The sequence below is a fragment of the Desulfogranum marinum genome (genome assembly GCF_016918565.1).
Lineage (GTDB): Bacteria > Desulfobacterota > Desulfobulbia > Desulfobulbales > Desulfobulbaceae > Desulfogranum > Desulfogranum marinum.
In genome coordinates, this window is sequence record NZ_JAFFQD010000001.1 from 110,156 (window position 1) to 136,400 (window position 26,245).

The 26,245-nt window shown below is 46.6% G+C and carries 20 protein-coding genes; 13 read left to right on the forward strand and 7 right to left on the reverse strand.

The genetic code is table 11. The features are described 5' to 3' along the window. Positions 1-14: 14 nt before the first annotated feature. Positions 15-335: a DUF1844 domain-containing protein gene (locus tag JWH17_RS00480; RefSeq protein ID WP_205220587.1), complete on the reverse strand. Its 321-nt coding sequence runs from the start codon at positions 333-335 to the stop codon at positions 15-17. A 547-nt stretch (positions 336-882) separates the two neighbouring features. Here JWH17_RS00480 and gltX point away from each other — a divergent pair. The 6 genes from gltX to feoB all read left to right on the forward strand — a co-directional run bounded on the left by gltX (position 883) and on the right by feoB (position 7,808). Next, entirely contained in the window at positions 883-2,367 is a 1,485-nt protein-coding gene (gene gltX, locus JWH17_RS00485) for a glutamate--tRNA ligase (protein ID WP_205220588.1), read from the forward strand. 21 nt (positions 2,368-2,388) lie between these two features. Continuing rightward, positions 2,389-4,080, forward strand: coding sequence for a glutamine--tRNA ligase/YqeY domain fusion protein (locus JWH17_RS00490; RefSeq protein ID WP_205220589.1), 1,692 nt, complete (start codon positions 2,389-2,391; stop codon positions 4,078-4,080). 67 nt (positions 4,081-4,147) lie between these two features. Further along, a complete protein-coding gene (locus JWH17_RS00495) occupies positions 4,148-4,378 on the forward strand; it encodes a FeoA family protein (RefSeq protein WP_205220590.1) in 231 nt (76 codons plus the stop codon). 620 nt (positions 4,379-4,998) lie between these two features. Further along, entirely contained in the window at positions 4,999-5,256 is a 258-nt protein-coding gene (locus tag JWH17_RS00500; protein WP_205220591.1) for a FeoA family protein, read from the forward strand. Positions 5,257-5,308: 52 nt separating this feature from the next. Next, positions 5,309-5,488, forward strand: a complete 180-nt coding sequence (locus JWH17_RS24495; protein WP_205220592.1) for a FeoB-associated Cys-rich membrane protein — start codon at positions 5,309-5,311, stop codon at positions 5,486-5,488. Positions 5,489-5,633: 145 nt separating this feature from the next. Next, positions 5,634-7,808: a ferrous iron transport protein B gene (feoB, locus tag JWH17_RS00510; protein WP_205220593.1), complete on the forward strand. Its 2,175-nt coding sequence runs from the start codon at positions 5,634-5,636 to the stop codon at positions 7,806-7,808. A 95-nt stretch (positions 7,809-7,903) separates the two neighbouring features. Here feoB and JWH17_RS00515 read toward each other — a convergent pair whose 3' ends face one another. The 4 genes from JWH17_RS00515 to JWH17_RS00530 form a co-directional block, all read right to left on the reverse strand. Next, positions 7,904-8,536, reverse strand: coding sequence for a class II aldolase/adducin family protein (locus tag JWH17_RS00515; protein WP_205220841.1), 633 nt, complete (start codon positions 8,534-8,536; stop codon positions 7,904-7,906). Continuing rightward, positions 8,536-9,630 (reverse strand): S-methyl-5-thioribose-1-phosphate isomerase, encoded by a 1,095-nt coding sequence (gene mtnA, locus JWH17_RS00520; RefSeq protein WP_205220594.1) that lies wholly within the window; start codon positions 9,628-9,630, stop codon positions 8,536-8,538. Before mtnA ends, JWH17_RS00515 begins: the two co-directional genes overlap by 1 nt. A gap of 232 nt (positions 9,631-9,862) precedes the next feature. After that, on the reverse strand, positions 9,863-10,264 hold the full coding sequence (locus tag JWH17_RS00525) for a hypothetical protein (protein ID WP_205220595.1): 402 nt from the start codon (positions 10,262-10,264) through the stop codon (positions 9,863-9,865). Continuing rightward, complete coding sequence (locus tag JWH17_RS00530; protein ID WP_205220596.1) at positions 10,264-10,626, reverse strand: hypothetical protein; 363 nt, start codon at positions 10,624-10,626, stop codon at positions 10,264-10,266. The genes JWH17_RS00525 and JWH17_RS00530 overlap by 1 nt, the downstream gene beginning before the upstream one ends. Positions 10,627-11,135: 509 nt before the next feature. Between JWH17_RS00530 and JWH17_RS00535 the strand changes: the two genes are divergently transcribed. From JWH17_RS00535 to JWH17_RS00550, 4 genes are all read left to right on the forward strand, one after another. Continuing rightward, positions 11,136-13,214 (forward strand): HDOD domain-containing protein, encoded by a 2,079-nt coding sequence (locus JWH17_RS00535; protein WP_205220597.1) that lies wholly within the window; start codon positions 11,136-11,138, stop codon positions 13,212-13,214. 282 nt (positions 13,215-13,496) lie between these two features. Further along, a complete protein-coding gene (locus JWH17_RS00540) occupies positions 13,497-15,413 on the forward strand; it encodes a hybrid sensor histidine kinase/response regulator (RefSeq protein WP_205220598.1) in 1,917 nt (638 codons plus the stop codon). 128 nt (positions 15,414-15,541) lie between these two features. Next, on the forward strand, positions 15,542-17,416 hold the full coding sequence (gene sppA, locus JWH17_RS00545; RefSeq protein WP_205220599.1) for a signal peptide peptidase SppA: 1,875 nt from the start codon (positions 15,542-15,544) through the stop codon (positions 17,414-17,416). Positions 17,417-17,794: 378 nt separating this feature from the next. Next, complete coding sequence (locus tag JWH17_RS00550) at positions 17,795-18,709, forward strand: substrate-binding periplasmic protein (protein WP_205220600.1); 915 nt, start codon at positions 17,795-17,797, stop codon at positions 18,707-18,709. A gap of 142 nt (positions 18,710-18,851) precedes the next feature. Here JWH17_RS00550 and JWH17_RS00555 read toward each other — a convergent pair whose 3' ends face one another. Beyond that, entirely contained in the window at positions 18,852-20,027 is a 1,176-nt protein-coding gene (locus JWH17_RS00555) for an RtcB family protein (RefSeq protein ID WP_205220601.1), read from the reverse strand. A gap of 106 nt (positions 20,028-20,133) precedes the next feature. On the opposite strand from JWH17_RS00555, the gene JWH17_RS00560 reads away from it, so the two are divergent. Continuing rightward, positions 20,134-21,096, forward strand: coding sequence for a hypothetical protein (locus JWH17_RS00560; protein ID WP_205220602.1), 963 nt, complete (start codon positions 20,134-20,136; stop codon positions 21,094-21,096). 83 nt (positions 21,097-21,179) lie between these two features. Further along, complete coding sequence (locus JWH17_RS00565) at positions 21,180-22,106, forward strand: universal stress protein (RefSeq protein ID WP_205220603.1); 927 nt, start codon at positions 21,180-21,182, stop codon at positions 22,104-22,106. A gap of 5 nt (positions 22,107-22,111) precedes the next feature. Here JWH17_RS00565 and JWH17_RS00570 read toward each other — a convergent pair whose 3' ends face one another. After that, a complete protein-coding gene (locus JWH17_RS00570) occupies positions 22,112-24,985 on the reverse strand; it encodes a M16 family metallopeptidase (protein ID WP_205220604.1) in 2,874 nt (957 codons plus the stop codon). A gap of 416 nt (positions 24,986-25,401) precedes the next feature. Here JWH17_RS00570 and JWH17_RS00575 point away from each other — a divergent pair, with 416 nt between their 5' ends. Beyond that, on the forward strand, positions 25,402-26,229 hold the full coding sequence (locus JWH17_RS00575; RefSeq protein ID WP_205220605.1) for an SDR family NAD(P)-dependent oxidoreductase: 828 nt from the start codon (positions 25,402-25,404) through the stop codon (positions 26,227-26,229). Positions 26,230-26,245 lie beyond the last annotated feature (16 nt).

Below are 26,245 nucleotides of genomic sequence, written 5' to 3' on the forward strand. Positions count from 1 at the left end.
CCCTATTGCCACCTTTACGGACGGGGAAGACTCACAAATTTCATTTTTAAATCATACAGCACTCTGGTCAACAGCTCCTGTTCGTCGACTTCAAGGTTACCTTTTGTTTTTTCTGCAAGCAGACCAAGAGTATCTATGGTGTGTTTAGCTAAATCGCTGTCAACAACCTTCTCACCGCTCTCCGGGTGGGGCAACTCTCCCATGTGAAACAAGGCTGACGTGTTTAACGAGAGTATAAACGAGGTAAACGTAACCTGTGGCATGACACAACGCCCGGCTTCATTCTTTACCATCCCTTCGGGACATTCATCGCAACTAGAAAGATTTTCAATCATATTTCACTCTTCACTCTTTTTTCCTTGTATCAGCCGGCAAGAAACACGTCCCCCCAGCGTCATCCACCTTTACAGCAACAACATCACAGTATAATGCCATTACCGGCCTCTCACAACATATAAAATATATTGACAGGACTAACACAGCTTCAACCTGCTCTTGCCTGGCAGCCAGTCACCGCTCTTATTGCTCAGGTCACGTTTATCGATAAAAGCTAACAATACGCTGAAATACTTTTGCATAATCACTAAAATTCCACGCCGACCGGCTCCCTTTTTACCGGCGATAGAATCCCAACAAAACACAAAAATAAAAATCCTTGTACCTTCCCCTTGAAGATTCACCGGTGAAGAGCTATATGTTAAGTTTTTTATTTGTCGCCGAGTATAGATAAAGAAACTCTTTTGATTGAAAATCAGACAATCAAAGCATTGCATGCAATAATAATTCTTCAGAACACAAACGATTCCATGCATCACATGTTATTTTTACTTGCGCCTCATCCTTTTTCACCTATACCCATTTAACATAATCAGGAGTCCCCCCATGGTAGATGTTCGCGTTCGTTTTCCCCCAAGCCCAACTGGTTACCTGCATATTGGCGGAGCCCGAACAGCTTTAATCAACTGGCTTTTTGCCAAAAAACACAATGGGAAACTCATCCTTCGCATTGAAGACACAGACACGGAACGTTCGACTCAAGAATCCATCGACGGCATTCTTGAAGGACTACGCTGGCTCGACCTGGATTGGGACGAAGGCCCTTATTTTCAAACAGAATTCGCCAACGACCATGTACAGGCCGCTCAGAATCTCCTTGCCGGCGGGAACGCCTATAAATGCTTTTGCACAAAAGAAGAGCTTGATGAAAAACGAGAACAAGCCCTTGCCCAAAAAACAACCGTCGGCTACGACGGTACCTGCCGAAACCTCACTCCGGAGCAAGTTACCGCCAAAGAACAACAAGGCATTCCCTACGTGATTCGCTTCAAGGTACCGAAACGAAAAGGAACCCTCGTTTACCACGATAAAGTACTTGGAACTATTGAAAGGGCATACAGTGAAATTGAAGACTTTGTTATTGTCCGCTCCAACGGGAAACCTCTTTACTTGCTGTGCAATGTTGTAGATGATATTCGTGACCGAATTTCGCATGTTATAAGAGGGCAGGACCACATGACCAATACCACCCGTCAAATTCTTTTATATGAAGCGCTTGGTTCGCCCCTGCCCGTTTTTGCACACATGCCGTTAACCCTTGATCTCCAGAAACGGAAAATCTCTAAACGGAGCCATGGTGAAGTGGTCGCCGTTCAATTTTACAGAGACAAAGGTTTTCTCCCCTGGGCCTTGTGCAATTTCCTCTGCCTGCTTGGCTGGAATCCAGGAACCGAACAGGAGTTCTTTTCCCGTGAAGAGCTTATAGAGGTCTTTACTTTAGAAAGAATGAGTAAGGTCAATTCGGTTTTTAACTACCGTCCCGGTGATCAAAAATTTTTCACTGACCCAAAACTTATCGCAATAAACGAGCATTACCTGCGAACCATCGACACAGAGGTCCTTGGGCAACTGGTTGAAGAAAAATTGAAAGCTTACGAACTCTGGGACGATTCCTATGCAGTAGAAAGGCGTGACTGGTACCTGGCCACCCTGGACTTGATCAAAGACCGCTTTCATACGCTTAACGACTTTGCGTCTCTGGGCAGAGCATATTTTTCAGACAGCTATGATATCGAAGAAAAACCATTGAAAAAAAATGTCCTTAAACACCCTGACCTGGTCCAATGGTTCAAAGAGTTAAGCAAAAGATTTGCCGACCTTTCCACATTTAATCAAGAGACCGCCGAACAGACCACAAGAGAACTAGCAGACGAGCTAGCTATTAAACCAGGAATCCTTATCAACGGGATGCGTACGGTACTTACCGGCCAGTTAGCTGGTCCTTCCATGTTCGACATACTCACCACCCTTGGCCAAGATAAGGTTGTAATGAGGTTGAGTGACATCAGCCGTCTCTATCCATCTACCTGAAAAAAAGGCTCTCATTTACACATGAACACAGAAACGCCCAAAACCGACAAGCCGCTGGACTTTATCCGTCAAATCATTGCTGAAGACATAGCCACTAAAAAACACGAGGAAATCACCACCCGCTTTCCACCAGAGCCCAACGGTTTCCTGCATATTGGCCACGCCAAATCCATATGCCTTAATTTTGGAGTTGCCGCCGAAAACAACGGTACCTGCCATCTCCGTTTTGACGACACCAATCCGGACAAAGAATCCACCGAATATGTTGAAGCAATAAAAAGAGATGTCCACTGGCTTGGTTATGACTGGGGAGAACACCTCTATTATGCATCAGATTACTTTACCCAACTCTACAACTTTGCAGTTAAGCTGATAGAAATGGGAAAAGCCTATGTCTGCCACTTAAGCGGTGAGGAAATGCGAACGTATCGGGGCAATCTTACCGAGCCAGGTAAAAAAAGTCCTTACCGGGACCGGAGCATTGCCGAAAACCTGCAACTGTTTGAGCAGATGCGCAACGGTGAATTTGATGAAGGAACCTGTGTGCTTCGTGCCAAAATCGATATGGCATCGCCTAATTTCTTAATGCGCGATCCAGTTCTGTACAGGATCATGAAAACCAGCCACCATCGAACCGGCGACAAGTGGTGTATCTATCCAATGTATGATTTCACCCATTGCCTGTCGGATATGCTTGAGAATATCACTCACTCCCTGTGTACTCTGGAGTTTGAAAACAACCGTCCACTCTACGACTGGGTGCTGGACACTCTACAAACACCCTGCCACCCCCAGCAGATTGAATTTGCTCGACTCAACATCAACTACACGGTTACCAGCAAACGAAAACTACTTGAATTAGTTGAGGATTCGCTGGTGTCAGGATGGGATGACCCCAGGATGCTCACCCTGTCAGGACTTCGCCGTCGGGGGTACACCCCTGCCTCTATCCGCGCTTTTTGTGAAGGTATAGGGGTTGGAAAAAGAGAATCCTGGATAGACATGGGCATACTGGAAAATGCGATCCGTGACGATCTTAATACTAACGCCCCTCGAGTTCTGGGCGTTCTTGACCCATTAAAAGTCGTTATTACCAACTATCCGGAAGACTCAACGGAAACACTGGAAGCATTAAATCATCCCCAAAATAATCAAATGGGCAAACGCATGCTCCCATTTTCCAGGGAACTGTTCATCGAACGTTCCGACTTTATGGAGAATGCACCTAAGAAATTCTTTCGCCTTTCAGAGGGCAGAGAAGTTCGGTTGCGGTATGCTTATTTGATTACCTGCGCAAAGGTTATAAAAGACGAGAACGGAGAAGTCGTAGAATTACATTGCACCTATGACCCAGAGAGCCGCGGGGGAAATGCGCCTGATGGTCGTAAGGTAAAGGGTACCATTCACTGGGTATCTGCAGCCCACTCCCTGCAGGCTGAGGTGCGGCTGTACGACAGACTTTTTACCGAGGAATTCCCGGACGCTGACAAAGAAATACCATTCAAGAATTTTTTAAACCCCGACTCACTGCAAGTACTGACCGATTGCCGCCTTGAGCCCAATCTTGCGAATGCGTCAGCCAGCGACAGGTTCCAATTCGAACGTCAAGGGTATTTTTGCATAGACAGTGAAGACAGTTCGGCGCAACACCTGGTGTTTAATCGCATTGTCACATTACGCGACAGCTGGGCTAAGCTTGCCGGAAAAAAATAACAGCTGAAATAAAGCCACATTTTCTTTTTGCTAACCAAATAATCACTACTCACACAAGATCCTCGCCATGACCATCGTCAATCTTAGAAAAATGTCGATAAACCAAAGCGGTACCATTTCTGCAGTTCGAGCGGGCGGTGAGTTAGGCCGCCGGATTAGAGAAATGGGCTTAGTACCTGGTAGCAAAATTACCATAAAACAACGGGCACCACTCAACGACCCCGTCGCCTTACGGGTGATGGGCAGCACCTTGACCCTCCGCAATAATGAAGCGGATTTTATTGAAGTCGAGATTTAACTCGCCTCGTGCTTTCCGGAGGCCGGCTCCGTCTAGAGTCCAGCGTCCACAATCCAATCCCAATCGACCGGATATAGTTCCTCTATCCGGTCACTCTCCAAAGGGAGGGGGAAATATCCGGTGTGACTTCTACAACAAGCACCTCCACCTACCCAAAAGTGTTCTGCTCACAGTAAACCCTTTCCCACTTTTTCACGATAGCCTTCTTCTGTGAAATACGATTAGCTATTCGCACGCGATAAAGACATGCTCAAAAGTAGCATCACAGGCATACCATCACCTTCACAACCTATACGCATGTCCAAAGATTTACTTAAGCATGCCTTGGCCGGCTCCAGACTCGTGGCGATTGGACGAAAAGATAATGATAGCAGATGAGCTTTAATATCGCTCATCAACAATTTTACCATTGGCAAAGTTGTTGACAGTGACCAATGTTTGGTGTACCTAACACATGTATTTTTTACTGAAAGCATAGTTGCAGGATATAAAAAATCAGGTGAAACAGTTCACTGCCTGCATACTTCTTTTAAAGCACAACCTTGTAGAATATACAGCGCATGAAAAACAACCGCTTCCAAAAAACATGCTGTTTTTTTAACGGTGTTAAAAAGCGATGCATGAAGGGAAAGAAAAGAGGTCATTGTTCCACTTCTTACCCGCTGCATGAAGCATGCTCATGTAGCAAGCTGAAAGTATGCTCAATCAGCGGTGATCGACAAACATGTGCCCAAATGGCCAACCTTGGCCTCACCCCTGGTAAAGAAATAGAATTATTATGCAAAGGCGGCGGCAACCAATGCATGGTAAAAATTAACGGCGGAACCATCAGCTTAGACGACATTTCAGCTGCCAATATCCAGGTGGCACCGGTGTAAAAACGCTTCCCGCCGCAATACACAAGTTCTTTCTCCACAGGACGCAAAAAACATGCAGCGCGTTATTGTTTTTATTATCATCAGCTTTGCAGTACTCTTCATTGTCCGTAGAATCTGGAAAATATTTACATCCCAGACGACAGGCCACTGTGGAGGCAGCTGTTCATCCTGTAATAACGACGGCGAGAGCTTACCCAACGTCCACGCTTGTAACAAAAAAACAAACCATTAAAATCATGCTGCAAGCTCAGGCAACCATCCCATCTTCCTGCGTAGACATATACGTTAACATATTGCAATATCTGCGTAGTGCGCTGCAATAGCACCCCTTTATAAACGATTCAGCCCCAACCTTCTGACTTTCAGGAACCCTTCCCATGGACACAGTTATCAATATTGCGCTGGCTGGAAATCCCAATGCCGGAAAAACAACGCTCTTCAACTACCTGACCGGTTTGCGTCAACATGTGGGGAACTATCCTGGTATTACGGTTGAACATATACAAGGATGCTGCCTCCATAACCAACAAGGGCTCAGCATTGTTGACCTGCCCGGCACCTACTCGTTAACAGCATATTCTTCAGAGGAACTTGTTGCCAGGGACTATCTGATCAATGAAAAACCGCAAATCGTCATCAACATTGTTGATGCATCTAATCTTGAACGAAACCTGTACCTTACCTGCCAGTTTCTAGAACTGGGAATCCCCCTGGTTATCGCTCTCAACATGATTGATGTTGCTGAAAATAGGGGTTTGCTTGTAGACGCAGAAAAACTGAGTGAAATTTTGAAAGTACCGGTAGTACCCATTGTCGCCCGTTCAGGCAAAGGGGTGGACCACCTGCTTGATACCGTCATCGCAGCCACGCAAAGCGGAGTAACTCCTGAACCGGCATTTCTCAGGTATGGCTCAGATATTGATGAAGCTCTTAGCGAGATGGTTCCCATTATCAATAAACATGCTCTGCTGACAGACATATATCCGGCTCGTTGGACCGGGGTTAAACTCCTGGAAAACGATGAGCAGGTCTACGAAAAATCAACTGCTGTCAATCCTGAAGCGACACAAGAGCTCAAAAAATACTGCGCCCAAGTGACCGGCCATTTGCAGCAAACCGCAGGTGTCTACCCTGAGGCTGTCATTGCCGACCATCGCTATGGGTTTATTAAATCCATCATGCGACAGCATATCGTTACCGAAAAATTTGTAGGGGACAGGCTCTACACCTCAGACCGAATCGATAAAATAGTGACCCATAGAGTGCTGGGCCCGTTAATCATGGCTTCGATCCTTTTTGGACTCTATGCATTTACCTTCAGCTCCAGCACCTTTCTGGTCGAACTGTTTGCCTCTTTTTTCGCCTTGCTGAGCAGCACGGTGGATTCCGTATTAGCGGACGGCCCCCTCAAATCCATGCTTATTTCAGGAGTCATAGATGGGGTTGGGGGCGTGCTTGGTTTTGTTCCCATTATTATGTTCATGTTTTTTGGCATAGCAATCCTGGAGGACAGCGGATATTTGGCCAGAGTAGCCTTTATGATGGATCGTATCTTCCATGCTTTTGGCCTCCATGGATCTTCGGTGATGCCATTCATCATTTCCGGCGGGATCGCCGGAGGATGTGCAGTACCGGGAGTTATGGCGACCAGAACCCTTCGTTCGCCAAAAGAAAGGATGGCAACCCTGCTGACCGTGCCATTCATGAATTGCGGAGCAAAGCTGCCGGTACTAACGCTGCTTATCGGGGCCTTTTTTGCCGATCATCAAGCTCGATATATGTTTCTTGCAACCGTTATTTCCTGGATCGTTGCCTTGTGTGCAGCTAAATTTTTACGAATGACTGTCCTTCGCGGAGAATCAACCCCCTTTGTAATGGAGCTGCCTCCTTACCGGTTTCCAACCATTAACGGACTTGTTATCCATACCTGGGAAAGGACATGGCAATATATAAAGAAGGCAGGAACAGTCATTCTTGGCATCTCAGTCCTCTTGTGGGCAATGATGACTTACCCAGGACTCCCCGAAGACCAAGTCACATCCTTTGCACAAAAACGTCAGCAGATCATTCAACAATCCGATCAACCCGCAAGTGAGCCTACCACCAAAGCCTTGCATGCACTCAATGCGGAACAAGCTGCGGCAGGACTGAGACATTCCATCGCCGGTCGTATCGGCATTGCCCTCGAACCTGCCAGCCAACTAGCCGGTATTGACTGGCGCACAAACATAGCTCTGCTTGGTGGTTTTGCCGCAAAAGAAGTCATTATTTCAACTCTTGGCACGGCCTATTCCATAGGTGATATTGCCACCGAGGAGCCGACCTCTTTAACCCGGCGTCTTGCAAGTGATCCTGCATGGAATCCGGTTGTTGCCCTGGCAGTGCTTCTGTTTATAATGTTTTACGCTCCTTGTTTTGTAACAGTCATATGTATTGCCAAGGAATCAGGATCCTGGAAATGGGCTTTTTTTTCAATGGCATTCAATACCGCGTTTGCCTTCATAATGGCAGTGACTGTGTATCAAATAGGAATGCTGCTCAACCTGGGATAACCTATTGAGGTGTACTTTGCGACATGCCACCACTGATTAGGGTATGAACCAAGCAGAAAATAAGGGCTATTTGTTCAATGCAGATGGCCCTTATTTTATGGTTTGTATGATCCAAATCGCTCCAGTACATCCTGCATCTGCTCCGCAGACAAAAGAGGCGGATGGCCTATCTGTAAGGCCTGGACATACATTTTTGCAAGTGCCTCTATTTCGATTGCCAGTGGCAGCAAATTTTCAAGATCTTTGGTAAAACAAACCATTCCGTGATGAGCCAAAAGGCAGGCGCGTCGTCCTTGCAGGGTAAGTAACAGGGAATCGGAAAGTTCCTGGCTGCCAAAGGGGGCATACGGCGCCAGTGGAATACTATCTCCACCAGCAATCGCCACCATATAATGAAAAGAAGGGATAGGCTTCTCCAGGCAGGCCAGAATCGTGCACCACGTGGCATGGGCATGAAGGATACAACCTATGTCAGGGTGCTCGACGTACAGGTCCCTATGCATCCGCCACTCTGTAGACGGCTTGCGGATGCCTGAACACTGTCCCGCCATATCCACCAAAACCATATCCTGTGGCTGACACTGCTCATAAGGAAGAGCTGAGGGGGTAAGCAAAAAACCTTTCCCGCTTCGAACACTCAGGTTGCCGGAAGTTCCCTGATTCAAGCCACTGTTATTCATGGCCATTGCAGTTGCTATCAGCTGCTCACGCAGCTCATTCTCAGACATCATTTCTTTTCCGGATAAAGGGCAAGTAAACCTTCACTGTTTGCCTCCGCAACGCCCCGTTCTGTAATAAGCCCGGCAACCAAATGTGCGGGGGTAACATCAAAGGCCGGGTTATAGGCACATGTTCCCTGGGGGGCGATTTCAACCGACTCTACGGTGCCGGCCCCGCTCCTTCCCTGGACAAACAACACTTCTTCTGTGCCCCGCTCTTCGATGGGGATATTTTTCACTCCATTCCCTGTCGCCCAGTCTATGGTTGAACCGGGCAAAGCTACATAAAAAGGAACATTGTTGTCTGCAGCAGCCAATGCCTTAAGATACGTTCCGATCTTGTTGCACACATCGCCATTTGCTGCCGTCCGGTCTGTTCCCACGATGCAGAGATCCACCATACCTCGCTGCATCAGGTGTCCCCCTGCATTATCAACCACCAGGTGATGATCAATTCCTGCTGCCTGCAACTCCCAGGCCGTTAGGTGAGCCCCCTGATTTCGCGGCCTGGTCTCATCCACCCAGACATGAACTGGAATTCCAGCTTGAGCGGCCTTATACACAGGCGCCAGTGCTGTCCCCCAGTCTACAGTTGCCAGCCACCCGGCATTACAGTGGGTAAGTATATCTACCCGCCCTTGCCGCTGCTTCTGCTGCCAAATACGTTCAATAATAGCTGCGCCATGATTGCCGATTGCCTTGTTAACCTCGCAATCTTCTTCGCAGAGCAGCGCAGCCTCCTGATAGGCATACTCAAGCCAGTCCTTTGCCGAATGTTTACTCAGCAAGGTGTTTAACCGCTCGACCGCCCACTGCAAGTTGATCGCCGTGGGCCTACAGCTGATCAGACGCCGACTGATTTGTTCAAGCTGATTTTGTGTGCATTGCTCACGGAGCCCGAGACAGATACCATAAGCAGCAGTAGCGCCGATTAACGGAGCCCCTCGTACCTGCATATCTGTAATAGCAACAATGGCATCTTCCACAGTGGCAAGGGAGTGGATAACAAATTCGTGAGGCAATTTTGTCTGGTCAATTATATTGACGCTTCCCCCTTCCGTTTCCACCCAAATGGATCGAAAACTTTGCCCGTTTACCAGCATATCATTTACTCATTGGAAAAAGAGTTTTAAAAGAATGGCAACTATTCAGCATCACCTTAACTCTCCACGATTTTCTCGACCAGTATACCGATGTATCGAAACGAGACTTATCTGCTACATTGGTCAGCTCGTGAACATTTGGAGCACGACTGAATAGTTACAGTTCGGGGTAGATTGGCATTTTTTAGATCTTCGCTGAATGGTTACCAATAATATAAACCACGCGCTTCCCCTATTGCCCTGACGATGGGATCAGCTCGGGGGTCCAAAAGATGACACCCCGCCCTTCGGCTTCCTCCCAAAAACTCGGCCCATCCCATTCCCTTGTTTGATCCAGATAGCCATCATGGATGACTTTCATAGTGATCTTACTCGTATTCTCCAGCTGCTTTTCGCTAAACTGGTGTACGCCTCGCAGCGGGGTATTACCGAGATAAATCCATTTGCCGGCGCATGGCAAATCTTTGCCCGACGCCTGATACACGACATGGGATCCTTCAGGTTCCGAGTTCACTTTGAAACGTACGGTAGCTGTTTTGGAAGAACAACCAGATATAACCAGCGTGGTTAGAGCTACCCCGAAAAGCAAACATTTGGCAATGGTGGTCGAAGAAATACTCTTTTGTCTATTCATTACTTATTGTTCCTTTTAATCAAATCAACAATAATAGGCTGCGCTTCTTGCTCGGCGTCCTCTCTTGTCTCATGTCTCGTATTAACCCAAAAGGAGGTAATCTCCTCCCTATAACCTGCCTTGCGCAACTGCACGGTCACATATTCCGCTTTACCTTCTTCAGCCTCCCAGAAAACGACCAACGGGGTATGGGTATTTCCCAATGTTGCATCATCCTTGAGATTGACGACTTCTGCTCCGGCAGGATTACTTGTGAACTTTACGGCCCCGTATGTTTTCTGTTTAGCACAACCAGACAGAGCAACGATGATAGCAAGACCGGCAATACCCAAAAAACACTGGATCAACTTTCTTTTACACATTTTTTCCCCTTCACCCTAAGAAAGACATTTATTTATTTGCGATATAAGCTTTTTATCAGGCAACACTACCTAACCACTGATTACAGGGTCAAGTTATATTTGTTAAGAACACCCAAATCCTTGCTAATACATAAGGGTGTCTTAAAGAATTTGTATTTCCATCAAGACCAAGGCGTGACTTTTTTCCAAACGCATGCATCTATCTGATATTCTGATTATTAAAAGACATCACAACGTAGAGCTTGGCAAAAAAAAACATTTTTCAAGGTACCATTTGTCTTTATCTCTTCTTTTCGTTTTTTTTACCCGAGAGAATGAAGATTACTATTGCCTCTTTCAAAAATTCAAATTTTTATACATTTTTACTCATTGATTAAAAAATTTATATTTGTTAACTAAGTAATTTTAGCTATCGCACACCATTAATCTGTTATTTGGCTTTCTACGCAAGCATGGACCACCGACTACAAGCTCTTGACAACCTTAAAATATCAGGAAACTTACCCAGCATGCCCCAAGTGCTGGTTCAGCTTATTGATATCTGTCATGCTCAGGAAATCGATCTGCAACAAGTCATTCAAGTTGTTACCAAAGACGCACCTTTAAGTGCAAAAGTCCTTCAATTGGTGAATTCTGCTTTTATTGGCAGCCGAAAAAATTTTACAGACGTGGCCCAGGCAATTGTTTTTTTAGGCGCAGATGTCATTAAAAATCTTGCCATCAGTGTTTCTGTTCAGCAGGTGTTTAGAAGGGTCGAGACCAACGGCCTGCTCTCTCTGGACAGATTCTGGCATCATAGTTTTCAAACAGCACTGCTTGCGCAAAACATTGCTCAAACAACCTCATTCCCGTCCACTTCTGAAGCCTATCTGGCAGGACTGCTCCACGACATAGGAAAGCTCATCTTATGGATGGCCTTTCCTGGTCAGTATGCGCCACTTTTATTAAAAGGTGTTCGTTGTCACGACGCCAGACTGGCATTTTTGGAACAAGAAAGATTCGAGATCGACCATTGTGAGGCCGGAGGATGGCTCTGCGACCAATGGCAACTCCCCTCCATTCTATCCGACGCAGTAAGATATCACCACCATCCGGTTGAAGAGGTGGCACAAGCTCTCCCACTGACCAAAATTATTGCCCTTGCTGATCTTTTAAGCCATGGAGACCCTCACGATAGAGATATTATTGACACAGCAGGACGCCTTTTACACATTACCTCTTCACAGCTGGAAATTATCACACTTGATGTGGAGGAACAGGTCACCCTCATTGCAGACGAATTTAATATTCGTATTCCCTCTTCTACCAAATCTTCCATGGAAAAGGATAAAGAGAGCGAAGAAGTGCACAAACAGGTCTCTTTAGGGCTTATCAATCGGGTCCGTGACATTAGCCAACTCACAGGCCCTCTTGAAGAATTGCTCAAAGTGGAAACCAGAGACCAGATGATGCTTGTCATTGAGCAAAGCCTAAAAATTCTTTTCAATGAAAGCAACTGTCTCTTTTTTACCTGGTCCAATCATGACAACACGCTCCTTCAAGGCCAAGTTTCCCCAAAAAATCATCTCTTCGGTACTGTTGACCAATTTACCTTCAAGGTAACCCCTGAAGGTAGCAGCCTGCTTGAGAGGGCTGTCAGTAAAAAAAACCTGATTCATTCATTCAATAGCTCAGACGAACAACCAAGAAAATTGAGCCTGCTTGACCAACAATTGCTCCATCTCTTCAACAAGGATGTATTTTCAGCAGTACCAATGGTCTACAATAATGAAGTGCAGGGACTGCTCATCATTGCCTTCCAACAAGAGGACCAAAAACGTTTCCTCAGCCAATTAACCCCTGTTCACATTTTAGCCCAGCATGCTGCTATTGCTCTCTACCTGGAACAGCTTCACCTTCGACAGGCGGAACAGTTAGTGCAAGAACGAATTGATGCAGCCTCTCAGCTTGCCAAAAAAGTAGCCCATGAAATAAACAACCCTGTTGCAATTCTTAAAAATTATACGCAAATCCTCAAAATTAAAAGTCAAAGCGGAGAGGCTATTGATTCCGAACTGGTCATCATAGACGAGGAATTAACCCGTATCGGCAACTTAACGGAACAGTTGCAGGATCTAGCAACAGAACAAACAGATCGTCATGTCAAGCCAATAGAAATCAATACACTTCTTGCCAACATTCTCCATCTGTATACGGCATCCCCGGCAAACAAGCACTCGGCTGAAATTTTATTTACCCCGGATGAGGCCGCACCAATGGTCATAGCCAACGAGGATAGCATCCGCCAGATAATGATGAATCTGATCAACAATGCAATGGATGCGATGAGCGAGAAAGGAACTATTGAAGTTACGACTGCAAAGGTAGCAGACAAAGCGATCATTACAGTTGCCGATAATGGTCCAGGCATCTCGGAACAGGATCAGCAAGAAATGTACACACCGGGATACACCACTAAACACAACGGCCATTCAGGCCTGGGACTTGCGATCATTAAAAAACTGACAGAAGAGATGGGAGGATCAATTTTGTGCCAAAGTAGTCATCAAGGTACAACATTTAGTATCTCGCTCCCTATCAACAAGTGATATCGCTCGTTTTCAATATTTGACATGTTTTTAATTGGACTTCTCTTTCAAAAACAGTTTCAATATTACAAGTGTCTACAAAACAGATTGTTTTTTTTTTACAACTTCCCTAGGCTTCATATTGATCAACACGGTCTCCATGACCAGCACATTAGAATGTCATCAATACAAAGGTATCGACAATGACGGTAATAACCAAACATCCACATACGGTTTTTCACTCTCGTCAGTCTCTCATCATTTTGCCTCCAAATAAATAGCCTTCCTTTTGTAAGCTCACCTATGGGACATTCTATACTAATAATTGATGACGAACCTAACTTCTGTAAAAGTCTAGAGGTTTTGTTTGCAGCAGATGGTTACAAGATAGAAACCGCTATTTCCGGTAAAGAAGGACTCTTCCACCTCGACAACTTTGCGTTTGATGCAGTTCTTATCGACATAGGTCTTCCAGACATTTACGGTATTGAACTGGCAGCCCATACTATACAACAGCACCCAGAAGCGGCTGTCGTAATGCTCACGGGCAGTGCCACTGTTGAAAATGCGGTTGAAGCACTTCGCCATGGTGTGTACGATTTTCTACGAAAACCCTGTGCTCCAGACAGCATTTTACGAACAATTGCCCGTGGAATAGAGCACAAACAACTAGAAAAGGATCTCAAAAACAGCGAAAAACGATTTCGCCAACTCTCACAGGCGACATGGGAAGGTATCATTCTCTACGACAAGGGCACAATGCTTCAGGCAAACAACCAACTGTGCGAAATGTTTGGCTACAGTGAGGATGAATTACTTGGCAAACAGGTATTTGATGTGTTGCTTGACCGCGACTCCATCCAGACCCTGCACCTGCAGACTGACCCAGATACCATCGGCCCCTTTAAAGCCAGTGGTATCAAAAAAAACGGCGAACAATTTCCGGTTGAAATCAGGGTAAAACATATCGATTACCAGGCACAACAAATGCAGGTTGCAGCCATCCGGGATGTGACGACCAGCGAACTTGCCATGCAGCAAAAAATAAACCTTCAGGAACAGCTTGCCGATGCAAAGCGTATGGAGTCTCTTGGGTTGATGGCCGGCTCTGTGGCACACGATCTTAACAACATACTTGCCGGCATTATCACCTACCCTGAGTTGCTCCTTTTAGACCTGGATGATACTTTTAAATATCGTGAAGAAATCACCATGATTCGCGATGCAGGGAAACGGGCCGCAGCTGTCGTCGATGACCTGCTCACAGTCGCCCGCGGTGCCACCTGTAAAAAAGAAATTCAAGATATCAATACCATTATCACAAACTATTTCAGTTCAGTTGAGTACAATACCATTCGGCAGCGCTTTCCTGATGTGACCATAGAATCCTACCTGGATGATAAGCTACACCATGTAACCTGTTCGACCATGCACGTCTCTAAATCAGTCATGAACCTGGTACTGAATGCAGCTGAGGCGATCCAAACAAAGGGTTCTGTTACTGTATCTACAAAAAATATCCATCTCAAAGAGGTGCATAAAGGATACGAAACCATTGAAGCAGGCAATTACACCGTCATCAATGTAGAGGACACAGGATCCGGTATTTCTCCAACAGATCTTAAAAAGATCTTCAGCCCTTTTTACAGTAAAAAAATCATGGGCAAAAGCGGAACAGGTTTAGGCTTAGCTGTCGTCTGGAACACCGTCCATGACCATGGCGGCTATATCGATCTGGTAAGCAATAAAAAGGGTACCCTCTTTTCTCTCTACTTTCCTGCAAGCAGTACTCTTTGTGAAACACCCCAGCGATCTTTTGATAATTCTACCCACAAAGGGAACGGGCAACGTATCCTTGTTGTGGATGACCAGAAAAGCCAGCGCGAAATTGCCATGAGACTGTTATCCCACATGGGCTATAAGCCCTATACGGTGTCTTCAGGTGAAAAAGCGATCGAGTTTGTAAAGAATAACAAGGTTGATCTCGTCATCCTGGATATGCTCATGGAGCCAGGCATAAACGGATGCGAAACCTATCGCCTTATCCTGGAACACGCACCAGAGCAAAAAGCAATTATTACAAGCGGATACTCTACAGCCACAGATATGCACCAGGCCAAAGAACTTGGAGTAACCCAATTCGTTAAAAAACCTTATTCACTCCAAGACCTTGGTGACGCCCTCCAGCAGGTCCTCCCCGGGCTGCCTCTATACACCTGAGAATCTCCCCTCAAAAAACCTCGTACATTACCAATCATTTGACTTTAACGGGGTAAAGCAATACCTTTTTTAGATATTTTGTAAAATAAGTACCACCCATCCAACCACCCCCACTTAAACGAAACAAAATGATAAAAAAAATATTCTCATTTATTTGGCTGCCTTTTCATTGGTTTTGGAAATTGCTCTCAGCCGGGATGGCCGTTTTTGCCAGCTTGCTTTTTTTAGCCTCTTTATTTCTTGTTGTTACCACTCTTTTTTATCGACCTGAAGTAACCATGCCAGATGACGCGGTATTGATCTTTGCGCCGGAGGGAGACATCGTTGAACAACGCTCCCCCATCGACCCAATGGCACAAGTAATCAATAATCTTTCGGGTGTACCGGTAGAAAAAGACATTCTACTGCAGGATGTCCTAGATTGTATCTATACGGCAGCTGACGATTCCAGAATAAATGTACTGTTTATAGCCCCTGACCGACTGGGAAAAGTCGGGCTCAACCAAATAAAGGCCATCGGCAAGGCTGTAGATTACTTTAAAGCAGCAGGAAAAAAGGTTGTCGCCGCTGGCGACAATTATAATCAGGCGCAATATTACTTAGCATCCTGGGCTGATGAAATTTACCTGAACCCCATGGGTGGATTGCGCATCCAAGGTTTCCGGGTATACCGCCTCTACGCGAAGGAACTTCTTGAAAAACTGGCAATTGATTTTCATGTGTTCCGCGTTGGTACATTCAAATCCGCCCTGGAACCCTTCACCAGAAACGACATGTCACCAGCCGCCAAAGAGGCTAACAAGGTCTGGCTGGATGCGTTGTGGGAAATATATAGTCAAGACATTGCTACCCACCGAAAAATGACAAGCCGACAATTCAAATATATAATCGATAATCTGCCGACCTACCTCGAGCAAAGCAAAGGAGACCGCAGCCAAATGGCCCTGCAAGCAGGGCTTATCGACGGCATTAAAACCAGGCAGGAATTACTCGCTTACCTTTCTGAACTCTCCAACGTTCCGCCTGATTCATCAAAAAAATTCCCCCAAATAAGCTATAAAAATTACCTCCAGTCAATTACGCCTTCCTACGCACCCGCCCCGGAGAAAAAAGACAATGTGGGCATCATCACGGCTACCGGCAATATAATGTATGGTAAAGGCGCTGTTAATCAAATTGGATCTCAATTATTGATCGAACAAATTCGTCAAGCCAAAAAAGACAATAATATAAAGGCACTTGTTCTACGAATATCCACCGGTGGCGGAAGCGCTATGGCTTCAGAACTGATCAGGCTTGAGCTACTCTCGTTCCAACAAACAGGTAAACCAGTGGTTGTCTCCATGGGTTCTATGGCTGCTTCCGGCGGCTACTGGCTAGCTGCCGATGCTGATCTCATTATAGCTTCACCTGTTACCTTAACCGGCTCGATAGGTATTTTCGGCGCTATTCCAACCGTCAACAATACACTTAAAAAAATAGGCGTATATGGTGACGGTATAGGCACCAGCAAAACTGCTCTTTTCGGCAATCCAGTCTCTGCGATGTCGACTGCGGAAAAGTCCTACCACCAACTCAGCGTTGAAAACGGATACCGTCAATTTCTTTCCATCGTTTCCCAAGGCAGAGACATGTCCTTGGACAAGGTAAAAATGATAGCTGAGGGAAGGGTGTGGGATGGTAAAACAGCAATGCGCCTGGGCCTGGTAGATCAACTAGGCAACCTGGATAAAGCCATTAAAGAGGCTGCCAAGTTAGCAGGCATAGATGAAAAAAATGCGGTTTATGTTGCTCCAAGACCCAGCAGTCTACTCATGATTTTCAGGCAACTTGGTAACTTCATCAACACTCATGCCGGCCTTCATATAAGCTCAGCACAGATTCCGAAAATTTTCCGTCAGGCAGTTGGCGGCCAATGGGAGATCCTCACATTGGGCTTAAGCTCAGACCCCGGTGATCTCTACGCTCATAGTCTTTTTTCAACAGCGGCATTTGCTTTTTAAAACTTCACCTGCTATTTATGAGTCTGTTGATTTAATAGGATCTTCGTTCAAGATCGAGGCATGTTGTAAAAATAACCACAGGCATATAACTGATATCGGAGTCTACGCTTACCTCCGAGGATTATTTTTTCAGCATAACGAGGTAAGCGTTAGACTCCGAGAGATTGGGCGAAAAGACAGTAAATCAACTGGCTCATTTGTAACCATCAATCTTTATAAAAAAAATGGAATGGAATGGCAGCCTGCCCATTACACCAATCCCTATCCCCAAAGGGTCACTTACAGCACCGGCAAAGCGGGCATATTTCTCCCACTGTGGCATGTATGCCAGTGGCGGCAAGCTTGCAAGCCCATCAAACCTAACTTTTTGGAGTCTCTATGCGCCACCTAGTCGTCTTACTGACCTTTATCTTCCATGTCACCGGCTCCCCTCTTTTCGCCCAGCCATCCCCTGTAATGGTTATATCCGGCAACCCCGAGGCCCCACCTGTCGCATGGAACAAACAAGGTAAACTCCAAGGCGTTGGGCCAAAGCTGGCAACAGACATCCTCTCTCAACTCAACATACAATACTCCATCCAACCAGCCACTGACTGGCTCCAGGTACAGCAACAACTTGTCGCAGGTGAAGTCGACTTGATTGTCTCTGCATACAAAAATAAAAAGAGAGAGCAGCATATGGTGTTTTCGGCCCCATACCTCGAGAGCCCGGTTGTAGCGGTCGTGAAAAAGGGAGACCGTTTTATCTGTAACTGCTGGGAGGATATGATAGGCAAAAAAGGCGTTGCCGGCCAGGGAGAGAGCTTTGGCGACGATTTCGACGCGTACATCAAAGACAAGCTCGATGTGACCTATACTCCCTATCAACGGGCATTTGAAATGCTCGAAGAAGATACAGCAGACTACCTGATCATAGATCTTTATCCTGCTATTATTTATTCAAAACTCCTTATGGTCGAAGACAAGATTGAGTTCATGGAAAAACCCATCGTAGTGCAACAGCTACACATGGCAATATCCAAAAAATCACCCTACCTGGATCAACTCCCAGCAATCAACAACCAGTTAAAGCAACTGAAGGCAGCAGGAAAAATAAAAAAACTGGCTATTGATCAGTACAACAGCTGGCACAAAACATTTAAAGAACGCCAGCATTTTTACGCTAAGGCCCAAAAAAATGCCTCCGATGCCCAGGCAACTTTCAACGCTGAAGCAAGGGACCGGGGCCTTGACAATCTTGCCCGTTTTATTGAAGAGGGAAGACCTTATATGGAAGGCGGGACAGGTCACTGATTACCTGCAGACAGGGCTTCTCCTATAAAGGATGTGCCCTGAAAACGAAAGGGACTGCCTGGTAGTAGTCCCCTTTTTTGCTCATTCATAACAGCAAAAAAACTAACAAGCACGAAGCAGATTGCCAGAGAGGATCCTCGACTTACCCTTTCACAACTGCAAGCGGTGAAAGCTCGACCACTATCTCGACCAAATCTTTTTGGTTGTTCATCACGCTCCCGATATCTTTATAGGCGCTGGGAGCCTCATCTAAATCCCTTTTGCTCCTCAGTCCGTGCAAAATACCCTTCTTTTCAAGCTTGGCTATTTCCTGCTGCAGGTCCAGGCTGCGCTGGGCTTGTTTCCGGCCAAGAACGCGTCCAGCCCCATGAGAACACGATGAAAAGGAATCAGGATTCCCCAGCCCGCGGACAATATAGCTTGTACTACCTTGAGATCCGGGAATAATCCCCAGCTCTCCAGCAAATGCTCTGGTCGCCCCTTTGCGATGAACCAGAACCTGTTGGCCAAAATGGTTTTCTTTTGCAGCGTAATTATGGGCGACATCCAAAGGGGGGTGAAATTCTTCACAGCCCGTTACCTCACTCACAATCCATTGAATCCGGCGCATCATCTCTTGCCGGTTGGCTCCGGCAAAGGCAACACAATAGTTCATCTCTGCCATATATCGCACACCCTCCTTGCTTTCCACCCACAGAGCAGCGAGCTGCCACTGTTTCGGCACCTTCAAGCCGGCATCAACATTTATTTTTTGGGCCAACTTATTGTAATAGCCTGCAACCTTGTATCCAAGATTCCTACTGCCGGAATGGACCATTAGCCAGATATGGTTATCACTCCCACGCTGCAACTCAATAAAATGATTTCCACCGCCAAGAGTTCCAACCTGGTGCCTCCCACTTTCATATTCCCGTGCGATAACAGGCAATTCTTTTTCGACCTCCATATCCGCTAAAGGCGGCATAATCGAATGCGGTCGGGGGGTAAGGTGATGCTTAAAACCAAGGGGAATAGCTCTGCGTATCGAGCCTACAATCTTTTTCAGCTGATCAGTGGTTGCCTCTGTAATACCGGTTTTAACCGCACACATGCCACAGCCAATATCTACCCCCACCGCATTGGGAACAACAGCCCCTTGAGTGGCCAGCACCCCACCTATGGGCATGCCGTAACCGACATGGGCGTCGGGCATAATAGCCACATGATGAAAGGCAAACGGCAGGTTGGCAAGATTTTTTGCCTGCTGCAACGCATCCGGATCAAGATCATCAAGCCAAAGCAAAAGTGGTATTTTTTCAGATTCTATTCTCTTTTTCATGGAGAGCACTTGCTGATTTTACGTAGAGGTTTATAGTGCAACGCTACTGCATTAGCTCAATCAATCCAGCAAACATTTACCTTCCTTAGATCAGGCGACAGAGTCTATGACCGCAGAAAACATGTTTCTCGACTTATGGACCGGATTAGGCTGGCCCCTTATCCGGTTGCTCTTTTTCATCTCTGTTGGGCTAATGATAGCTAATTTGATCGAAGCTCTCAACTGGACAAGAAAAATAGCTTTTCTTGCCAAACCATTGACACGCTTCGGTCACCTTTCTTCTTTGACCGGTGCGTCCTTTTCCATGGCCTTTTTTTCCGGGGTGGCAGCAAATACCATGTTATCGGAAGGGTACGAAAAGAAAACCATCACCAAAAAAGAGCTCATCCTGGCAAACCTGTTTAATAGCCTCCCTACCTATTTTCTCCATCTCCCTACTACTTTTTTCATTACCGCCCCACTTATCAAGGGTGCGGCTGTCGTATACGTCGGCCTGACATTTGGGGCAGCCATACTGCGCACGTTAGTTATTACCCTCCTCGCCCACTTCCTCCTTCCAGCCAAAAACGTTGCCGGTGAGGAATTCAAGCGGGCGGAAACAGCCACGTTTAAAAGCGCCCTTGCAAACACACTGAAAAGATTTAAAAAACGTATAAAAAAAATTATTCGTTTTACAGTACCTATTTATACACTTTTTTATTTCTTTAATCAGTTCGGTCTCTTTACCCTCCTTGAACAATTCATGGCCGAGCGCTTCACCTGGCTTGCCTGGCTCTCCCCTCAGGCAATGTCAATTATAGTTTTACATGTGGCAGCTGAATTTTCAGCCGGTCTCGCTGCAGCTGGTGCCATGCTTGCAGATGGCACCATGGAAACCCGAGAAGTGATACTCGCTCTGTTAGTAGGTAATGTCTTATCTTCGCCAATTCGTGCGGTGCGGCACCAATTTCCTTATTATGCAGGCATTTTCAAACCAGCCTTGGCCACCCAGCTCATCTTCTTCTCGCAAAGCTTCCGCACATTGAGCATAGCCGGCATGGCGCTACTCTACTTTTTTATCAGTTTGTAGACTTTCACACCAGCCTCGTGATAAAATAGCAGAAAGACACCTGAAAAAAACAACCACCCCTCCCCAAAAAGTAGGAGCAAGGAATGGAAAAAACAGTAATGGTGGCCATTGATGGGTCTGTATACAGTTCGAACAGCCTGGACTATCTGATAAAAATATTCGGAAACGAAAGTAGCTTTCATATACACCTGATCAGTGTCGTTCCTGCAGGCGGATCCGGTCAAGACTGGATGTTTGACGTTGACCCGTTACGCCAACAATCCCCTATCACCGAAAAACGCTCCCGGGTGGCGAACCGCTATCTGAAGGATGCCAAGGCAAGACTCGTCCGTAACGGTTTTTCCAAGGAGCAGGTCAGTTACAGCACCCAAATCTCTTCAACATCCATCTCGACAACCCTGCATCATGCAGCCCACCAGGGGCAATACGACTCCATCCTCATAGGCCGCCGTGGGATCGGCACTGTAGGCGGCCTTTTCTTCGGCAGCACCTCTGCGGATTTCATCGAAAAATGTCATGAAATCCCGATGTGGATTATTGATGGAGAGGTTATATCCAAACGATTCCTCCTCGCAGTGCAGAGCCAACCGGAATCACTTATGGCAGCAGATCACCTCGCCTTTATGCTCCAGGATCATCCTGAGGCAAAAATCTGTCTCTATCACTCCAACAGTATGTTTGGCAGGCAACAACCGGCAAAGCCGGAACATTTTCACTCCCAATGGGGAAAACAATGGTGTGAGCAATATCTGGATTTGGAAAACTTTCTTTTCTATGCCCATGCTCAGGTGTTGATTGATAACGGCGTCCCCAAAAACCGCATTTCTCAACTACCGGCGCAAATGCATCTTGACGTAGGGGCGGACTTGCTTCGCCAGGCAAAAAAGCACAACTGCGGGACAATCGTCATCGGTCGCCGAGGTCGACAAGGAGGAAAGGGCCTGCTGAAAGGTGTCTCTGACCGAACAGTGCAGCAGGCCCAGAACATCGCCATTTGGCTTGTCGGATAAAAGCGCTACCTCCTCGAACTGGTAACAAACTCTGCGGCTAACTCCGGCTTGAGGTATAAGGCAGCCAATTGCTTAAGTTCTCTTGTAGTTATTGACTGAAAGTCGTTAACAATAGAAAGCGGCCACTGCAGCTGTTGTGGATGTCTGCTGGAAAGTGCCATAACCGCATGTAGCCAATAGCTATTATTGCGCTGCATATCGCGAATAGAAGTCAGAGTTGGTTCCAGCGCCCGCTCAAGCTCCAGCTCTTCGACACCCTGCTTTCCCAACTCACCGGCTACCTCCTTGACCAACTCTGCCATGGCAAGGGCCTGGTCTGGAGAGACGGTCAATTTACTTTGTAACATCCCAAACCTTTGATGGGTCCGACTGGACTGATTGTACACAACCGGCGAGTAGGTCGCCCCCAGCTCTTCTCTGACCTTCAGGCGCAGGCGATCACCAAGTACTGAAGCCAGCAGGTTCAATCTCCTTGTTCGTGCAATATCCCAAAAATCATCTGTCTGCCAAGCAACAGTAACAAGCGCCTTGTCAATGGAACTGTTTACACGGTGCACAAATTCCTGCCCTTGGGGGAACAAAACCCTCGTGGGCTGGATCAGCGTATGCTCACTACGATTTTCCCGGCCAAAATAACGCTGCACCAGAGCCAAAGCGTTTTGCTGATCAATATCCCCGACAACGTTTATCTCTAAAGGCGCTGCAGAGAAAACCGGTTGCAGCCATTCAACCACCTGATGCAGTTGAACATCCATCATTTGCGTACGGTTTGCCATGGTATAAAAAGGATTGTCACCGGTTAAAAATTTTGATCCGACCAGCTGTCCTTGCCCTTCAACCGTGTTCTGTATCTGGTCAAACATTTTGCCTGCTCGTTCTCGACTTTTCTCAAAAGCTGTCTTACGAAACGCAGGATCATGAAGCTGGGTATATACTAGCTGCAGCAACATCTCAAACTCTTCGGCCAAACTTGTGCCGGTCAGCGAGAAACTCTCAGCTCCAACTTTAAAACCAAGCTCAACATTGGTCCCCGCAAAAACTTGATTCAACTGTTCACGGGTCAAACCACCGACCCCACTCTCCCTGACCACACTTTCAGCAAGCCCAGCCATTCCTGGAGAGGGCTCGGATAATTTTCCCTGACCAAAATGAACAGCCACCTGCACCTGATGCCTCTGGTAAGGGGTTTTTTTAAAATTAATCCGTACCCCACCAGCCAGCTGGACCGTTTCCACACCAATGGTGTCGTAACTTTTCCTTTCCTGCACTCTGCCAATGGTCACCGGCGATTGCAGATAGGGGAAATGCAGCCCTTGCTCATCTTTCCAGTCTAGTGCTGCAACCCGGCTTTGCTCAGCAAGCACTTTGAGTATCTGCTCTTCAGCCTGCTCCTCGTCACTGCCCAAATCGACTGTCCCAACTACCTGTATCAAGCGACGTTCTCTTTTCCAGAGACGAGCAAAAGCCTGTTCCGCATCATCAACCTTCATAGCCTCAAGCATAGGCTTGTATAGGGCGAGTTCCTGCGCGGGTGAGAGGATAGCCTCGTTACTATTGAGCTTACGAATAATTTCAGCAGCAATTTTCGTACTGTTTCTGGTCTTTGCGGTTTGTTGTTGTTTTTTTAAATAGGCAAGTATTTCTTTTTTTGCCCTCTCCAGTTCACTAACGGTAAAGCCGGATTCCATTGTCTGGCTAATGGCCTGCCGCAAAACAGATAGTCCTTCCCGCCAACGGCTATTATCGGTTGAAGCAGTAACTGTGGCATACCCCAGAGTGTCAAGAAAAACACCTGAGTACACATCCGCACTGGTAAAAGGGCTGCCGGGTTTGCGGGCAATTTTTTCCAATCGGTTGTTAAGTATAGATGCAGCCACATAGGCATGCAGCTGTTGCTCTTCCCAGGCTTTGGTGTTATCTGTGGATTGCTCGTTATATACAGTGCCGTACGATATCCTGGTGTACCCTAACTCAGGCTCATGAAGATACAGTACATCTGTCCCTTTTTCCGCCACCCTGCCGAGCTCACTGCACTCTGGTTGGACACTTCCCGGGTTGAGCCCTGAAAAATGCTTTACAACCAGCTGCTCGGCATCGTGCACACGCATATCGCCAACGACCACGACCACCATATTTTCCGGCCGATACCATGCATCATAGTAGGTACGCAAATCCGCACTACCTGCCTGCAGCAGAACTTCCTCAATGCCTATGGGATCTCTTTGCGCTGCACGGGTTCCGGCAAACTCAAAATGCATTTGCTTTTTGCGCACCCTGGCAGCAACGGAATCGCGAGAGCGTTTCTCAGCTAAAATGATGCCTCGCTCCCTATTAACCTCTTCCTCCAGTAATAAAGCACCTCGAGCATAATCAGCCAAGACGAGGAGCCCCTCATCAACCATTTGCCGGTCCCCTTTGGGCAACAGCAGCTTATACACAGTTTCGTCAAATCCAGTATGCGCATTGGTATCTGCACCAAATCCCATGCCAATGGATTGAAAATATTCCACCAGCGTTCCCGGAGGATAATGGGTGGTCCCGTTGAACAGCATATGTTCAAGGTAATGAGCAAGTCCTCGTTGCTTTTCTGTTTCCTGAATCGATCCAGCCTGGACATTTAAATACATACCAACCCTGTTTTGGGGCTCATCATGGGCAAGTAATACATACCGCAGTCCATTATCAAGACGACCAAAGGTCAGATCAGGATCAGGTTGAAGATCACTCTTCTCATGGGGCCAGCTATTGGAAATACAAGGGGAAGTAGAGAGGATTTCTCTCTCGTTAAGGGATGCGCACCCGGAAAATAAAAATAAGCTGCACATGAGCAGCAAAAAAACAGACCCCTGAGGGATGGTTAACCATCTTTTTTGCTTCATGATGTCTCCTGCTGGAAAAAACATTTTTTTGAGAATAGGAAAGGGTACTTTTTAATATTAGATTTTTCGAACAAGATCAGGTAAACCCCGATTGCGGGTGCCGATCTATTGCTTGACCGCAGCCATCTGTTCGTTGCCCAAAGAATACATAATTGGTAATTTCAGCAACGCTCCACAATCTGTCCGTTCTGCATAGGGATGTATGTACGAAGTCGGGGCTTATCAGCTAATCGGTCAGTTTGTGAACATTTGGAGCACTGCTGAACAGTTACAGTTCGGGGTAGATTGACAGTTTATAGATATTCGCTGAATGGTTACCTAAATTGGCCATAACCAAGGAAACGAGCGACTCCGATGAATTGAAAGATAAAGCCATAGCACAAATTGCTTCAACGTAATCACACCCACAGGATGATATGAATATTTCAGGTAAAAACAGCCTTGTTTTAGGAGCTTCCCGAGGAATAGGCCTGGCCATTGCCAAAGCACTTGCAGGCAAAGGGGCTTCCTTGGCTCTTCCCTGGTACGACTGGCCTGAAGATTCTGCTGCCATGTGTGCACTCTTTCAGACCGATACCGAAAAACACATAACCATCGAAACAGATCTTCGCCAGAGCGGTGATGTCATTAAATTGGTCCAGCAAATAGAAAAACAGTTTGGCCGATTGGATATCCTGATCAATAATATCGAGCGAGGTGGAATGCCTGTCATCCATGGTGCCTATCATCGCTCGGTAAACGCAGGCCAGTGGCAACGGGAAATGGAGACAACATTGTATGCAAAATGGCAAATTTTTGAACACTGCCTCCCCTTACTGCAAAAAAGCGACAATGGTGCAGTGATTAATATTTCCTCCATCGCAGCACTTACCGGACGATCAGGCCCTGCAGGTCTTTTTTTTAATGACGGCTATGCAGCTGCCAACAGGGGGATACAGTCATTGACCCACACATGGGCCCGTAGATGTGCACCGAAAATCAGAGTCAACGAGATCATGCTCGGTTTTTTTGACACCCGACACGGGCCGGGAACGCGAGGCTGGAAAGAACTCAGCAAAGCCGAGCAGCAAGAGCTGCTGAACCATACTCTTGTCGGGCGAACAGGCAGGCCGGAAGAAGTAGTGGCAACTGTTCTCTATCTGCTTGAAAATGCTGATTATATGACAGGGGCAACCATCAGGCTGGATGGAGGATACATGCTCGGAGGAGAGGAAGTGCCGGAAATGCCGCCAGGCGTGATTTAAATAAATGATGCTCTAA

Coding starts and splice junctions, on each gene's coding strand:
- JWH17_RS00480 (WP_205220587.1), bottom strand. CDS start 335: ATGATTGAAAATCTTTCTAGTTGCGATGAATGTCCCGAAGGGATGGTA.
- gltX (WP_205220588.1), top strand. CDS start 883: ATGGTAGATGTTCGCGTTCGTTTTCCCCCAAGCCCAACTGGTTACCTG.
- JWH17_RS00490 (WP_205220589.1), top strand. CDS start 2,389: ATGAACACAGAAACGCCCAAAACCGACAAGCCGCTGGACTTTATCCGT.
- JWH17_RS00495 (WP_205220590.1), top strand. CDS start 4,148: ATGACCATCGTCAATCTTAGAAAAATGTCGATAAACCAAAGCGGTACC.
- JWH17_RS00500 (WP_205220591.1), top strand. CDS start 4,999: ATGAAGGGAAAGAAAAGAGGTCATTGTTCCACTTCTTACCCGCTGCAT.
- JWH17_RS24495 (WP_205220592.1), top strand. CDS start 5,309: ATGCAGCGCGTTATTGTTTTTATTATCATCAGCTTTGCAGTACTCTTC.
- feoB (WP_205220593.1), top strand. CDS start 5,634: ATGGACACAGTTATCAATATTGCGCTGGCTGGAAATCCCAATGCCGGA.
- JWH17_RS00515 (WP_205220841.1), bottom strand. CDS start 8,536: ATGTCTGAGAATGAGCTGCGTGAGCAGCTGATAGCAACTGCAATGGCC.
- mtnA (WP_205220594.1), bottom strand. CDS start 9,630: ATGCTGGTAAACGGGCAAAGTTTTCGATCCATTTGGGTGGAAACGGAA.
- JWH17_RS00525 (WP_205220595.1), bottom strand. CDS start 10,264: ATGAATAGACAAAAGAGTATTTCTTCGACCACCATTGCCAAATGTTTG.
- JWH17_RS00530 (WP_205220596.1), bottom strand. CDS start 10,626: ATGTGTAAAAGAAAGTTGATCCAGTGTTTTTTGGGTATTGCCGGTCTT.
- JWH17_RS00535 (WP_205220597.1), top strand. CDS start 11,136: ATGCCCCAAGTGCTGGTTCAGCTTATTGATATCTGTCATGCTCAGGAA.
- JWH17_RS00540 (WP_205220598.1), top strand. CDS start 13,497: ATGGGACATTCTATACTAATAATTGATGACGAACCTAACTTCTGTAAA.
- sppA (WP_205220599.1), top strand. CDS start 15,542: ATGATAAAAAAAATATTCTCATTTATTTGGCTGCCTTTTCATTGGTTT.
- JWH17_RS00550 (WP_205220600.1), top strand. CDS start 17,795: ATGCGCCACCTAGTCGTCTTACTGACCTTTATCTTCCATGTCACCGGC.
- JWH17_RS00555 (WP_205220601.1), bottom strand. CDS start 20,027: ATGAAAAAGAGAATAGAATCTGAAAAAATACCACTTTTGCTTTGGCTT.
- JWH17_RS00560 (WP_205220602.1), top strand. CDS start 20,134: ATGACCGCAGAAAACATGTTTCTCGACTTATGGACCGGATTAGGCTGG.
- JWH17_RS00565 (WP_205220603.1), top strand. CDS start 21,180: ATGGAAAAAACAGTAATGGTGGCCATTGATGGGTCTGTATACAGTTCG.
- JWH17_RS00570 (WP_205220604.1), bottom strand. CDS start 24,985: ATGAAGCAAAAAAGATGGTTAACCATCCCTCAGGGGTCTGTTTTTTTG.
- JWH17_RS00575 (WP_205220605.1), top strand. CDS start 25,402: ATGAATATTTCAGGTAAAAACAGCCTTGTTTTAGGAGCTTCCCGAGGA.